General features: G+C 70.0%; 9 protein-coding genes and 1 pseudogene. 7 read left to right on the top strand and 3 right to left on the bottom strand.

The genetic code is table 11. The features are described 5' to 3' along the window. Nucleotides 1-290: 290 nt before the first annotated feature. Nucleotides 291-827 (bottom strand): DUF4232 domain-containing protein, encoded by a 537-nt coding sequence (locus ABZ027_RS00975; protein ID WP_356762963.1) that lies wholly within the window; start codon nucleotides 825-827, stop codon nucleotides 291-293. Nucleotides 828-1,006: 179 nt separating this feature from the next. Between ABZ027_RS00975 and ABZ027_RS00970 the strand changes: the two genes are divergently transcribed. Then, nucleotides 1,007-1,204, top strand: a complete 198-nt coding sequence (locus tag ABZ027_RS00970; protein ID WP_356762961.1) for a DUF4236 domain-containing protein — start codon at nucleotides 1,007-1,009, stop codon at nucleotides 1,202-1,204. Between the two features lie 65 nt (nucleotides 1,205-1,269). Then, nucleotides 1,270-2,799 (top strand): UDP-N-acetylglucosamine 1-carboxyvinyltransferase, encoded by a 1,530-nt coding sequence (locus ABZ027_RS00965; RefSeq protein ID WP_356762959.1) that lies wholly within the window; start codon nucleotides 1,270-1,272, stop codon nucleotides 2,797-2,799. 56 nt (nucleotides 2,800-2,855) lie between these two features. Here ABZ027_RS00965 and ABZ027_RS00960 read toward each other — a convergent pair whose 3' ends face one another. Then, the gene (locus ABZ027_RS00960; RefSeq protein WP_356762957.1) at nucleotides 2,856-3,071 is read right to left on the bottom strand and encodes a hypothetical protein; all 216 of its coding nucleotides are present in this window, start codon (nucleotides 3,069-3,071) and stop codon (nucleotides 2,856-2,858) included. A gap of 291 nt (nucleotides 3,072-3,362) precedes the next feature. On the opposite strand from ABZ027_RS00960, the gene ABZ027_RS00955 reads away from it, so the two are divergent. From ABZ027_RS00955 to ABZ027_RS00940, 4 genes and pseudogenes are all read left to right on the top strand, one after another. Continuing rightward, nucleotides 3,363-4,541 carry a N(5)-(carboxyethyl)ornithine synthase gene (locus ABZ027_RS00955; protein ID WP_356762955.1) on the top strand — a complete coding sequence of 393 codons (1,179 nt, stop codon included), beginning with the start codon at nucleotides 3,363-3,365 and terminating at the stop codon, nucleotides 4,539-4,541. Nucleotides 4,542-5,168: 627 nt separating this feature from the next. After that, nucleotides 5,169-5,594: a DUF5994 family protein gene (locus tag ABZ027_RS00950; RefSeq protein ID WP_356762953.1), complete on the top strand. Its 426-nt coding sequence runs from the start codon at nucleotides 5,169-5,171 to the stop codon at nucleotides 5,592-5,594. A 182-nt stretch (nucleotides 5,595-5,776) separates the two neighbouring features. Beyond that, nucleotides 5,777-6,124: a hypothetical protein gene (locus ABZ027_RS00945; protein ID WP_356762951.1), complete on the top strand. Its 348-nt coding sequence runs from the start codon at nucleotides 5,777-5,779 to the stop codon at nucleotides 6,122-6,124. Between the two features lie 57 nt (nucleotides 6,125-6,181). After that, a pseudogene (locus tag ABZ027_RS00940) lies at nucleotides 6,182-6,468 on the top strand (DUF5994 family protein); the annotation flags it as partial. 83 nt (nucleotides 6,469-6,551) lie between these two features. Here the strand turns inward: ABZ027_RS00940 and ABZ027_RS00935 are convergent. Continuing rightward, complete coding sequence (locus ABZ027_RS00935; protein WP_356762950.1) at nucleotides 6,552-6,890, bottom strand: thioredoxin domain-containing protein; 339 nt, start codon at nucleotides 6,888-6,890, stop codon at nucleotides 6,552-6,554. A gap of 417 nt (nucleotides 6,891-7,307) precedes the next feature. Here ABZ027_RS00935 and ABZ027_RS00930 point away from each other — a divergent pair, with 417 nt between their 5' ends. Continuing rightward, nucleotides 7,308-13,724 carry a protein kinase gene (locus ABZ027_RS00930; protein ID WP_356762948.1) on the top strand — a complete coding sequence of 2,139 codons (6,417 nt, stop codon included), beginning with the start codon at nucleotides 7,308-7,310 and terminating at the stop codon, nucleotides 13,722-13,724. Nucleotides 13,725-13,730: the final 6 nt, after the last annotated feature.

Raw genomic sequence — 13,730 nt, 5'->3', positions numbered from 1 at the left:
ATAACTCTAGTACACGGGCGCGGAATGGTCATGCCCGGGCCCCGCTGTCCGTCATTGGGCCGGGATCGCGGGTTCCCGCAGAGCGCCGCGGATCAAGCGCGCCGGCCGGAGAGGCGCATTCTGGAGGTGCTGGACGGCTTGCCGCCGGCTGCCCCTGTGGGGCCAGAGAGCCGGGCGGGCCCGCCTGTCGGACGTGGCCACCGCACCACCCCGGAGGCTTCGACTCGTTCCGGGAGGTCTGCGGTGGCCACCAGCGGCGCTGAAGGGAAGCTCAGGCGCTGCCCACTTGGTTACATCCCGACCGGGTTGAGGTAGGTGGCCGGGTGGGTGGCGCCGTCCTGCTTGAGGATCTGGCCGCCGAACGGCCACTTCAGGGTGAAGTGCTCCGTCTCGTTCGGCGGGGTGACCAGGAACTTCGCCGGAACGAACTTCTCCTTCTGGGGCGTGGAGCCGGCCACCGGGAGCAGGGTGATGCTGAAGTCCACCGTGTCCCCCTGCTCCAGGGTCATCTTCACGGGCTTCTTGGAGGAGCGCGCCAGCGACCAGGTGCCGTCGGTCGTCTGAGCGCCGACCATGTCGACACCGGCGAAGCCGGACAGGGTGCAGGTGCGCCGGCTCTTGTTGGTGAACCAGATGGACGCCTGGGTCTGCTTCTCGGTCTGCGCCATCTCCGGCGCCGCGTCCTCGCCCGTGGCGAAGCCGGCCTTCAGGTCCGCGGTGTGGCAGCGGGTCGGCTCGGCGGGAGCGGCGGAGGCCGGGATGACGGCAGCGGCAGTTCCGGCGACGACGACGGCCGCAAGGGTCACGGCGGTCAGCTTGTTCTTCATGAAGTGTCGGGTTCCCCTCGAATACGAATCAGCGCGCGAGGTCAGTGCGCGCTTGCGCACCTGAAGATGTGCAACGCCCGGTAGGAGTTCGGTCTGTTGGAGAACTTTTTCGACAGCCACGCCGACCGTCATGCCCCGGCGCCTTCCGGGTATCCGGTACGGAACGAAAGGGGGCGGGCATGCCGCTTACGTTCCGCAAGAGTTTCCGGATCCTTCCCGGAGTGCGCCTGAACATCAACAAGCGCTCCTGGTCCATCACGACCGGCGGCCACAACGGGCCGCGGCACACCCACAGCAGCACGGGACGTCGTACGACATCGATGGATCTACCCGGACCTTTCGGGTGGCGTCGCACCACCAACGCCAAACGGCGTTGACCGTCCATCACCCGAACGGACCTCCCCAGGAGGCGCCATCTCATATCTGAGATAACCTCAGCCTCATGGCAGACGACTACCTCGTACGTATCGGCAGGCTCATCCGTGACGCCCGACAGCACCGGGGCTGGACACAGGCACAGCTTGCCGAGGCGCTCGGCACCAGCCAGAGCGCCGTCAATCGCATCGAGCGCGGCAATCAAAACATCAGCCTTGAGATGATCGCCCGAATCGGTGAAGCACTGGACAGCGAAATCGTCTCTCTGGGCTATGCGGGCCCGATGCATCTTCGGGTGGTCGGCGGTCGTCGGCTGTCCGGCGCCATCGACGTGAAGACGAGCAAGAACGCGTGTGTGGCACTGCTGTGCGCCTCCCTGCTGAACCGGGGGCGCACGGTGCTGCGCCGGGTGGCCCGCATCGAGGAGGTGTACCGCCTGCTGGAGGTGCTCAACTCCATCGGCGTACGCACCCGCTGGATCAACGACGGCGTCGACCTGGAGCTGGTGCCGCCGGCCGAGCTGGACATCGCGGCGATCGACGCCGAGGCCGCCGTACGGACGCGGTCCATCATCATGTTCCTCGGTCCGCTGCTGCACCGCATGAACCACTTCAAGCTGCCGTACGCCGGCGGCTGCGACCTCGGTACCCGCACCATCGAGCCGCACATGATCGCGCTCAGGCGGTTCGGGCTGGACATCGCGGCCACGGAAGGGCAGTACCACGCGGTCGTCGACCGTGCCGTGCGTCCGGACCGGCCGATCGTGCTGACCGAGCGCGGGGACACGGTCACCGAGAACGCGCTGCTGGCCGCCGCGCGGCACGACGGCGTCACCGTCATCCGCAACGCGTCCTCCAACTACATGGTCCAGGACCTGTGCTTCTTCCTGGAGGCGCTCGGCGTCAAGGTCGAGGGCATCGGCACCACCACGCTCACCGTGCACGGCGTTCCCACCATCGACGTGGACGTCGACTACTCCCCCTCCGAGGACCCGGTCGAGGCGATGAGCCTGCTGGCCGCCGCCGTCGTCACCGCGTCGGAGCTGACGGTCCGCCGGGTGCCGATCGAGTTCCTGGAGATCGAGCTGGCGGTCCTGGAGGAGATGGGCCTCGACCACGACCGCACGCCGGAGTACCCCGCCGACAACGGCCGCACCCGGCTGGTGGACCTCACCGTCCGGCCCTCCAAGCTGGAGGCGCCGATCGACAAGATCCACCCGATGCCGTTCCCCGGCCTGAACATCGACAACGTCCCGTTCTTCGCGGCCATCGCGGCCATGGCCTCGGGCAAGACCCTGATCCACGACTGGGTCTACGACAACCGCGCGATCTACCTCACCGACCTCAACCGCCTCGGCGGACGCCTCCAACTCCTCGACCCGCACCGGGTGTTGGTGGAGGGCCCGACCCGCTGGCGGGCCGCCGAGATGATGTGCCCGCCGGCCCTGCGCCCCGCCGTGGTCGTACTGCTCGCGATGATGGCGGCGGAGGGCACGTCGGTACTGCGGAACGTGTACGTCATCAACCGCGGGTACGAGGATCTGGCCGAGCGGCTGAACTCGGTGGGGGCGCAGATCGAGATCTTCCGGGACATTTGATACGAGGATGCCGCCCGCGCTGGGCGCTGCGGGCGCCGGGGATCGGTACGACGTGCTCACCCCGGGTGAGCAGCCAGGCCAGGGGCCAGCTGGGAGACGGTGACGGCCTTGGCCGCGGCCAGGTCGCCGAGCGTGCCCGCGGCCTCGACGGTTCTTCTCGACGTTGTCGGGCTGCCGGCGGGGGCGACGTTGGGTATGTCGGTGACGTCGTATTCGTCGGAGGGCTTGGCGGGATGGGGAGAACAGCGGGACGGCCCAATCGGCCCTCTCATCTGCATGGTGCCGGACGTCCTCCGGCACGCGTTCTCACGGGGATTGCTGTTTGTCGTCGGGCCGTGGCGCTTTCAGGCCCGCGCGAGCGTCGACCGAGGCCGCACCCGACGGAGCTGACCAGCACCGGGCGACTCGATCGCCGCAGAGACGCCGCCGCCTGGAAGCGAACAGGGCCACGCGTATGTCGCCCGGACCCGGCTCCCGCCCGTGCGCCTGCCCGGGCCCCACCCGTCGCGACCGGCTGCCGACTTGCCCCGGTGTGCTAGACAGGGAGTAACCAAAGGGGCATTTTGCAGCAGCTCACGCTCGGAATCATGTCGCAGACCCGCAAGGAAAACGAGCATCGTCTGCCCGTTCACCCCGCTCATTTCGACCGCATCGACGCCGGTCTCCGCAAGCGCATCTACCTCCAGGAAAACTACGGAGAGCATTTCGGCGTCCCGGACAGCCGGCTCGCCCCGCTCGTCGCGGGCTTTCGCACGCGCGAGGAACTCATCGCCGACTGCGATGTCATCCTGCTGGCCAAACCACTGAACGAAGACCTGGCGGAACTGCGCGAGGGCCAGGTCCTGTGGGGCTGGCCGCACTGCGTCCAGGACGAAAGGCTCACCCAGACCGCCATCGACCGACGGCTGACCCTGATCGCCTTCGAAGCGATGAACCACTGGACCCGCAGCGGCGCCTTCAACCTGCACGTCTTCCACAAGAACAACGAGCTGGCCGGGTACTCCTCGGTCCTGCACGCCATGCAACTGACCGGCGCGACAGGCGACTACGGGCGGAGGCAGCGCGCGGTTGTCATCGGCTTCGGCGCGACCGCCCGCGGGGCGGTGACCGCGCTCAGCGCCCTGGGCGTGCACGACGTCGACGTGCTCACCGCACGTGGCGTCACCGCCGTCAGCTCCCCCATCCACTCCGCGCGGATCGTCCACTTCGACCACGACAAGGCCGACGACACCCTCGACCCGCGACGCAGTGTCGCCCTCACCGAGGACGGCCCGCTGCCACTGGCCGAGTTCCTCGCCGGGCACGACATCATCGTCAACTGCGTACTGCAGGACACCGACGCGCCGCTGATGTTCCTGATAGACGAGGACCTGCCCAAGCTGGCCCCCGGCACCCTGGTCATCGACGTCTCCTGCGACGAGGGCATGGGCTTCGACTGGGCCCGGCCCACCACCTTCACCGACCCGATGTTCACCGTCGGCGACCACGTCCGGTACTACGGGGTGGACCACAGCCCCTCCTACCTGTGGAACTCCGCGACCTGGGAGAACAGCGAGGCCCTCCTGCCCTATCTGGACGTCGTGCTCCAAGGGCCCGACGGCTGGGACACCGACGACACGATCCGCCACGCCATCGAGATCCGCGAGGGCGTCGTCCAAAACCCCAAGGTGCTCGCCTTCCAGCACCGCACCGCAACGTACCCGCACGCCCACGAGGAGACCCGGGCGGCGTCGCGGCCATAGCCTGCAGGCATCCGGTGTTCAGCCGTCCTCCGGCCGCTGTCCCGAGCCGCCGCGCGGCGGGCACCTCGCGGAGCAGTTCGAATCCGGCTCGTCCGTAAAGCTCCGAGACACTGACCGATCTTGTCCCGCTCGTCCGACGGAAATAGGGGTGCCGGATCTGGGGCGCGCGTCCTGTGGCGCCGCAGGGCTGGTCCGCCGGCTGTGGGACCGGGTCTGGTCATTCATCATCCAGCGCCGCTTCCTGGGCGTCGTGCCGGATTCGCGGAGCGGCATGGCCCTCAGCCGTGCAGCCGGTCAACGTCCGGTGCGTCGGCCCGCGTCACAGCACGGGGCAGCCCGTGAGCCCGGCCGCGCCATCCGCATCCAGGCCGAGGAGTCACGTATGCCGCTCAGTCCGACCACGTCCACGACGGTCACACCGTCGGACACCGTCCCGCTGCCCCAGGGCTACGAAAGGGACGTCCCTCGTCCCGGCGCTGTGCCTCCTCGCCCTCGCTCTGCTCTGGTTCGGCGAGAGCGGGCACAACCACCACCACGCGGACTCCGTCGGCCGAGTCCGGCCCGCGTCGCCACCCGCCGCGCCGGACATCAACCATTCTCCATGTACGGCAGTTGGCAGGAGATCTCATGACCACCGCACTACAACCCCCGCTTCCCTCCCATCCCCTCCTGCGCCTGCGCCTGGCACCGCGCGGCGGCATGCCACGCCCCATCGATGGAGCGTGGTGGCCTCGTTCGTACGACCTGCTGACCGAACTCCCCCAACTGCTCGCCGGGTTGCCGCGCGCGTGGGGCCATATCACCAGCGTCACGGTCAACGGGGCGACCTGGTCCGCGGTGCCCGGCCGGATGCTGGTCGCCAACCAGGTCGTAAGGCTGCACAGGACCCTCACGGCATCTGCCGCGCACACCATCGTCCTTCTCACACCCGGCCAGGGGCGCTGGGATCTGCTGGTCGTGCCACCGAATACGACCGAGGAGGCCGCGGAACCGCTCATGGCAGCCGGGGCGGACGGACAGGCGCGAGAAGCTGTGAAGAAACCTCGATGTTGATCTCGTGGGCCCGGGCGGGGGTCAAGCGTGTCTCGCGACAGAGCCGCGCCGTCCGAGCTCGGCCGGGTCACTCGCAACAGGCGACGGCAACGCCGAGGCAGGAACGACCGCGTCTCCGGGAGCCTGAAACAGGCCGTGGAGAAGACCAAGGACGCCTTCAGGCGGAACGGAAGTGGCCCCCGATGATGTACGACCAGACACGCGCCCGGCAATCCGCCGGCCAGACTCCGGCCGCGGCCGGACGCCGCAGCCCGAGCCCGGAGCCGCTGCTCCCGTCGGACGAACAGGACAAGATCGTCCAGCGCCTCCGGCACGCCCTCAACACCTTCGCCGACACCCCGCTCGAGGCGCTGGAAGAGGCCGAGAGCGCCTACGACGAAGCCACCGCACAGCTCGTGAACGCCCTCGCGGAACGACGGCGTCTCCTGCGCGCCGGCCGGCAGGACCAGCAATCCGACGCGCAGTCCGACGAACTTCGCCATGCGCTGAGGCAGTACCGGGAGATCACCCAGAGACTGCTCCACCTCTAGGCGGTCACTACTCCGCGTCGCGGTCGAGCGCGGAGTAGTGTCGACAGTACCGAGGGCATTTCGCGCACCGGCTTCCACGCCGGGTCGTTCTCGGCGAGAGATGAACCCGGGCCGCCGCAGAGGCGGCCCGGAGACGGGTCCGCATCATGTCGGCGACCTTGCACCCGACCCTGCCGCACCTCGAACCCGTCGCAACCCCGGCCGCGCGTCTCGCCCTGAAGACGGACGGCGCCTCCCGTGGACTCCTGGATGGCGCCTGGTGGCCCCGCTCCCGGGATCTGCTGAGTGAACTGCCCGCGCTGACCGACCTGTTGGACCCTTTGTGGGGCCGCATCACGCGCATCGCTCAGCCCCAAGGGGTCTCAGGCGGCGCCGCTCCCGCAGACGAGACGTGACGGGCGTCGCGGCCACGTGCCGCAGCGGCCGCTCAGAGGTGGCCGTCCAGGAACTTCCGTACCTCGGCGATGGTCATAGGCCCCGTGCCGTGCGCCACCGCCTCTCCCTCCTTCAGCAGGACGTAGGACGGGGCTTCGGTGATCCCGTATCGCTCGGTTGCGGCCGGACAACGCGTGATGTCGGCGCGGACGGCCGTCAGGCGGCCCGTGTAGTCGTCGGCGATGCCACCCACGACGAGGTCCATCACCCGGCAGGGCTCGATTGCCTTGGGCCATGTCCCGGTGAAGTATGCGAGGACCGGAACTCCGCTCATCCCGAGGATGAAATTGAACTCCGCGTCCTCACGGGGTCGGTGAACCCGCTTCGCCATGGAAGCTCCTGACCTCATGTCCGTTGTTCCATCCCCCATCATCCCTCGCGCGGTGTGCCAGGGCGGCCCGGTCGGTCGTCCGGCTGACCTGTCGGAAGGGAGGCACGGGGCCGTCGCAGAACGTCCCCGGCGCGAGCGGCCCGGCCCCCCGCTCCTGGTGACCCGGCCTGACCGCCCCGCTGCAGCCCGCCGCGCGCCCGTGGGCCCGCCGACTTCCCTCGTCTCTTGACTACGCCTTCGATCGTTGATCGCTGTGCTGCACCGGGCGCGCCAAGGGTGGCCCAGCCGGCGCATGGGGAACACATCGCCCGTTGACAGTGTCAACGTGAAGGTGTGATGCTTGTCAACAGGTGAAGGTATACGCTCCCTACGGGATGTACCCACCTTGTATACGACGGGTGAGACGGGGGAGGGCCAGTGAGCCTGGGGACGGTCGGCGGACGCTTCCGGATCACGGGGATGCTGGGCCGCGGGAACATGGGCGAGGTGCACCGCGCCGAGGATCTCCAGGCCGCCCCGGACTCCCCGCACCGCGAAGTCGCCGTGAAGACCGTGCTGCGCAGCCGCACCGGAGTCTCCGTCGATGCCTCGGGTTCGGGCAAGGAGACCGACCGCTTCCGCCGCGAAGTGCGGATCATGCGCATGCTCTCCCAGGGTCACCCGAACCTCACCCTGCTCGTCGACGGCGGAGTGGACGGCGGTGCGGACGGCGGTGCGGACGGCGGTGCGGACGGGGCGTCGGGCGGTACCGGCCTGCCCTACCTGGCCATGGAACTGCTCGACGGTCACCCGCTCGCGGACCTCATCGACGAGGAACCCCAGCTCCCGGTCTCCTGGGCCGCCGCCGTCGGAGCGCAGATCGCCTCCGGTCTGACCGCCGCGCACACCGCCGGGGTCGTCCACCGCGATCTGAAGCCGGCCAACGCGATGCTGACCCGCGACGGGACCGTCAAGGTCCTCGACTTCGGCATGGGTTCGGTCGTCGACGATCCCGACCAGACACGCCTGACCAGTACGGGTGTCAGCGTCGGTACCGCTCGCTACATGGCGCCCGAGCAGTTCCGGGCCGAACGGGTCTCCGCGTCCGCCGACCTCTACGCGCTCGGCTGCATCCTGTACGAACTGCTGATAGGTCGGCCGCCGTTCTCCGCCAGAACCCCCTACGAACTCTCCGAACAGCATCAGCACGAGAACCCGCCCCGGCTGACCCTGGTGCGCCCGGACCTGCCCGCCGAACTGGTCCGGCTGGTGGAGCGCCTCCTGGAGAAGGACGCCGAACTGCGGCCTGACAACGCCGCGTTGGTCCGTGAGGCGTTGATCCCGCTCGCGTTCGCGCCGGACGACACGGCGGCCCTGCTCGCTCCGCACTGGCAGGCGATGGACCCGGTGGCGCGGCTGCGCGCCCTGCTCCCCGAGCCCGCCCCGGCCGCGCCGGCACCCGTGCCGCGCAGGGAGCCCCGCCTGCCCGAGGCCATGGACGTCTTCGGTATCCACGCCGACCTGATCGGCGAGTACGAGAGCTTCACCAGGAGCGCGACGGTGATCCGGGACGCCCGGATCGACGGCTTCGTCGCGGACGACCTGGCGGCGAAGTCCCAGTGGCCCGACCCGTGGCTGTCGCTGAATCCGTTCTTCGCCGACGGCGGCCAGGTCACCGACCTCGTCCGGGACGGTGTGCTGCACCCGCGGTGCGCGGAGATCTTCCAGGCCGGCAAGAAGAAGACCTCGCCGCGCCCCGACGGCCGCCCCCTCACCTTCCACCTCCACCAGCGGCAGGCGATCGAGGCCGCGCAGGCGGGTGACTCCTATGTGCTCACGACCGGTACCGGCTCCGGCAAGTCGCTGTCGTACATCGTCCCCATCGTGGACCGGGTGCTGAAGGAACGTCAGGCGGCGGGCCCGGACGCGGGCGGCCGGGTGCGTGCCATCGTCGTCTACCCGATGAACGCGCTGGCCAATTCGCAGCTGGGCGAGTTGGAGAAGTATCTGCAGAACGGTTTCGGGAAGGGCCGTGAGCCGGTCACCTTTGCCCGTTACACCGGCCAGGAGTCCGTCGAGGACCGTCGGAAGCTGCGCAAGGACCCTCCGGACATCCTGCTGACCAACTACGTGATGCTGGAGCTGATGCTGACCCGGCCGGACGACCGGACCAGCCTGATCCGCATGGCCGAGGGGCTGCAGTTCCTCGTCTTCGACGAGCTGCACACCTACCGGGGCCGTCAGGGCGCGGACGTGGCGCTCCTGATCCGCCGTGTGCGTGAGGCCTGCCGCGCCTCGAGGACCCTCCAGTGCATCGGCACCTCGGCGACCATGTCCACCGAGGGCTCCTGGGAGAACCAGCGGCGGGAGGTGGCCAGGGTCGCCGGCCGGTTGTTCGGTACGACGGTGCTGCCGAAGCGGGTCATCGGCGAGACCTTGGTCCGGGCGACCGACGAGGCGCCCGAGACCGTACCCGCCGAGCGGCTGCGGGTGGCGGCGGCGCCCCGCTCGTACGACGCGCTGACGAAGGACCCGCTGGCCCGGTGGGTGGAGTCCCGGTTCGGTCTGGAGACCGAGGAGGGCACGGGGCGGCTGCGCCGCTGCGCCCCGGACACCGTCGAGGCCGCGGCGGCGGAGCTGGCCGCCGTGTCCCAAGTCCCCGAGGAGAGTGTGCGTGAGGCGATCCGTACGACGCTGGAGGCGGGGGCGCAGGCCAAGCACCCGGTGACGGAGCGACCGCTGTTCGCGTTCCGGCTGCACCAGTTCCTGTCCAAGGGCGACACCGTCTACACGACGCTGGAGGATCCGCTCACCAGGCCGCTCACCCGCACCTACCAGCTGGAGCAGCCGGACAGCGACGGCAAGCCGCTGTTCCCGCTGGCGTTCTGCCGTGAGTGCGGTCAGGAGTACCTGACCGTCTGGCGCACCGAGGACGGCGGCGCCTTCCGGTACGAGCCGCGTCGGGACACCTCCGCCTCCGGGGGCCGCCAGGGTGAGGGCTGTCTGTACCTGGGCATGCCCGGGGAGGACTACGAGTGGCCGGCCGATCCGCAGAAGGCCGTGGACGACCGGCGGTTGCCGGAGTCGTGGCTGGAGCAGGACGCGCAGCGGGTGACGGTCGTCAAGAAGTCCTACAAGCCCCGGGTTCCCAGGCGGGTCGTCGTGGACGCCCACGGCAACGAGTCGGGCGAGGGGCTGCTCGCGGCGTTCGTCCCGGCGCCGTTCCTGTTCTGCCTGCACTGCCAGGTCTCCTACGAGCAGACCCGTGGCCGGGACTTCGCCAAGCTGGCCACGCTGGACCAGGAGGGGCGTTCCTCGGCGACCTCGCTGATCTCGGCGTCGATCGTGAAGTCCCTGCGCGCGGTGCCGGAGGAGAGCCTGGGCAGGGAGGCCCGCAAACTGCTCACCTTCGTCGACAACCGGCAGGATGCCTCGCTCCAGGCCGGGCACTTCAACGACTTCGCCCAGGTGACCCAGTTGCGCGGCGCCCTGTACCAGGCCGCGGTGCGGGCGGGTGAGGAGGGGCTGAGCCACGACGACCTCGCCGAGGCCGTCACCGGGGTGATGGGCCTGGCGCCCCGCGAGTACACGACGGGCGCGGACCTGACGCCCGCCATGGAGCGTAGGGCCGTGAAGACCTTCCGGGAGGTCGTGGGATACCGCCTCTACCGCGATCTGGAGCGCGGCTGGCGCATCACGATGCCGAACCTGGAGCAGACGGGACTGCTGCGGATCGACTACGAGGATCTGGGCTGGCTCGCCGCCAACGACGAGCGCTGGCGGTCGGCGCACGCCGTGCTGCGGGGTGCCGACCCGGCCCTGCGTGAGGAGATCACCCGTACGCTGCTCGACTTCATGCGGCGGGCGCTGGCCATCGACGTGCAGTACTTCCGCGAGGACTTCGATGTCCTTCAGCGGGCGAGCGAGGAGCGGCTGGCCGGGGCGTGGGTGCTGAGCGAGAGCGACCGGCCGGCCGTCGGGACCGCCTACCCCTACGGGTCCCGGCCGGGAATGGAACGTTCCGCGCTGTTCCTGTCGGCCCGCGGCAAGTTCGGCAAGTACCTGCAGCGGAACATGCCCGAGCTGCGCGAGAACTCCATGAGCCTGGACGACGTCCAGTCCGTCATCGAGGACCTGCTCAAGGTATTGCGCGACGCCGACCTGGTGCGCGAGGTGGACGCGACTCCCGAGCTCTCCGGCCCGGCCTACCGGCGCCGGGCGGCGCAGAAGCGCACCGGTTACCGGGTGTCGGCCGCCCACCTGATCTGGCGGGCCGGAACCGGTGAGCGCGGCGTGGTCGACCCGCTGGCGCGCACTTACCGAGGCGGCGAGGGCCCGCGCGTCAACCCGTTCTTCCGCGACCTGTACCGCACCGCGGCCGCCGAGCTGGCCGGCCTGTACGCGCGGGAGCACACCGCCCAGGTCCTTCCGGAGGACCGGCTGGAGCGTGAGGAGCTGTTCCGGGAGGCCAAACTGCCTCTGCTGTACTGCTCTCCGACGATGGAGCTGGGCGTGGACATCTCCTCGCTCAACGCCGTGCTGATGCGCAACGTGCCGCCGACCCCGGCGAACTACGCGCAGCGTTCGGGCCGGGCGGGCCGTTCCGGTCAGCCCGCGCTGGTGACCACGTATTGCGCGACGGGCAACAGCCATGACCAGTACTACTTCCGCCGCTCCCAGGACATGGTGTCGGGGCAGGTGGCCCCGCCGCGCCTGGATCTCGCCAACGAGGATCTGGTCCGCTCCCACCTCCAGGGCATCTGGCTCGCGGAGGCCGACATGCGGCTCGGCACCGCGATCCCGGAGGTCGTCGATGTCGCCTACGACCCCGAGGCCGGCGACCGCCCCGATCCGCTGATGCCGCTGCCGCTGCGTTCGGAGTTCCTCGACCGCTCCCTCGACGAGGCCGCCCGCCGACGCGCGGCCGACACCGCGCGTACCGTTCTCGCCCCGCTGATCGCGGACTTCGAGGGGACCACGTGGTGGTACGACGAGTGGATCGAGGACCGGATCGAGCGGGCCCCGGCTGAGTTCGACGCCGCCTTCGACCGGTGGCGCGACCTGTTCCGGGCGGCCGTCATCGACCAGTACGAGCAGAACAAGCGGGTCGTCGACCACACCCTCTCGCAGGGCGAGCAGAGCCGGGCGCGCAGCCGACGCCGGGAGGCCGAGACGCAGACGAACCTGCTGCTGAACCGCTCCACCGACAACAAGTCGGTGATGAGCGACTTCAATCCGTACCGTTATCTGGCGTCCGAGGGGTTCCTGCCCGGCTACAGCTTCCCGCGGCTGCCGCTGGCCGCGTACATCCCGCGGTCCGGCAACCGCCGCAACGCCGACGGGGACTATCTCCAGCGGCCCCGGTTCCTCGCGATCCGTGAGTTCGGTCCGGGTGCGCTCATCTACCACGAGGGCGCCCGCTACCAGGTCACCCGGGTGCAGCTGCCACCGGACGCCTCGGGCGAGCTGGCCACGGCGGAGGCCCGGCGCTGCGACGGCTGCGGCTATCACTTCGTCGTCAGGCCCGGCCTCGACCGGTGCGACATGTGCGGGGAGGAGCTACGCGGCAAGCGCACCGGTCTGCTGCAACTGCACACCGTGTACACGACACCGCGCGAGCGGATCTCCTCCGACGAGGAGGAGCGCCGACGGGCCGGTTTCCGTCTGGAGACCTCGTACGCCTTCCAGGACCACGGCGCCCGCAAGGGCCGTCTGACCTCACATGTCGGCGACGCCGACGGTGTGCCGGTCCTCGACCTGGACTACGGCGACTCGGCGACCGTCCGCATCACCAACCTCGGCCGGGTCCGCGACAAGGAGAACGAGCCGGACGGCTACTGGCTGGACCTGGGCGACGGCCGCTGGCTCAACGACCGGGCCGCCGCCGACGCCATCGAGGGCACCGGCATGCCGGTGGTCGACGATGACGGCAACGAGAAGCGCCGCAAGAAGCGGGTCCTGCCGTTCGTGGAGGACCGCCGGAACATCCTCGTCGTCACCTTGGACGAGCCGCTGCCCGAGCCGGTGGCGCTGTCGTTCCTGTACGCGCTGGAGCGGGGCATCGAGGCGGCGTTCGAGCTGGAGGACTCCGAGCTGACCGCGGAACTGCTGCCGCCGGACGACGGCCCGCGCCGCCGCATGCTGTTCACGGAGGCCGCGGAGGGCGGCGCCGGTGTGCTGCGCCGGATCCAGCACGAGAGGGACGCCCTCGCCGAGGCCGCGAAGACCGCCCTGGAGATCTGCCACTTCGACCGGGACACCGGCGAGGACGAGGGCGGCCCGGCGGACGGCGAGAGGTGCGCCCGCGGCTGCTACGCCTGCCTGCTGACCTACGGCAACCAGACACACCACCGTCAGCTGAGCCGGCACGCGGCCCAGCCGCTGCTGCTGCGGCTGTCCGAGGCCCGCACCGAGCGCGAGGGCCGCGGCGAGTCCCGCAGCGAGCAGTTCCGCAGGCTGGCCCCGGCGCCCTCCGGGCCGCAGACCTCTGCCCCTGTCCCCGCCCCTGCCTCCGCCCCCGCGAGCACGTCACCGACCCCCGTAGAGGCCGATCTCGCGGTGCTCGTCGCGGACGGCGACCTGCTCGGGTGGCTGAGGGCGAAGGGCCACCGACTCCCCGACGCGGTCCGTGTGCCCGTCCCGGAGGCGGACGCCTGCCCCGACCTCGTGTTCCATCTGGACGGCGCCGACCTCGCCGTGTTCGTCGACGTGCCCGGCCACGCGCCCGGTGCCGACCGTGACCTCGAAGCCGGCTACCGCTTGGAGGAGGCCGGCTGGGACGTTCTGCGATTCCCCACGGACGCGGACTGGGACGCCATCGCCGACCACAACGCCACCTATTTCCACCTTCGTTGACCGCTA

It is taken from the genome of Streptomyces sp. NPDC006332 (genome assembly GCF_040612855.1).
Lineage (GTDB): Bacteria > Actinomycetota > Actinomycetes > Streptomycetales > Streptomycetaceae > Streptomyces.
This window is presented reverse-complemented; position numbering and strand designations above follow the sequence as displayed.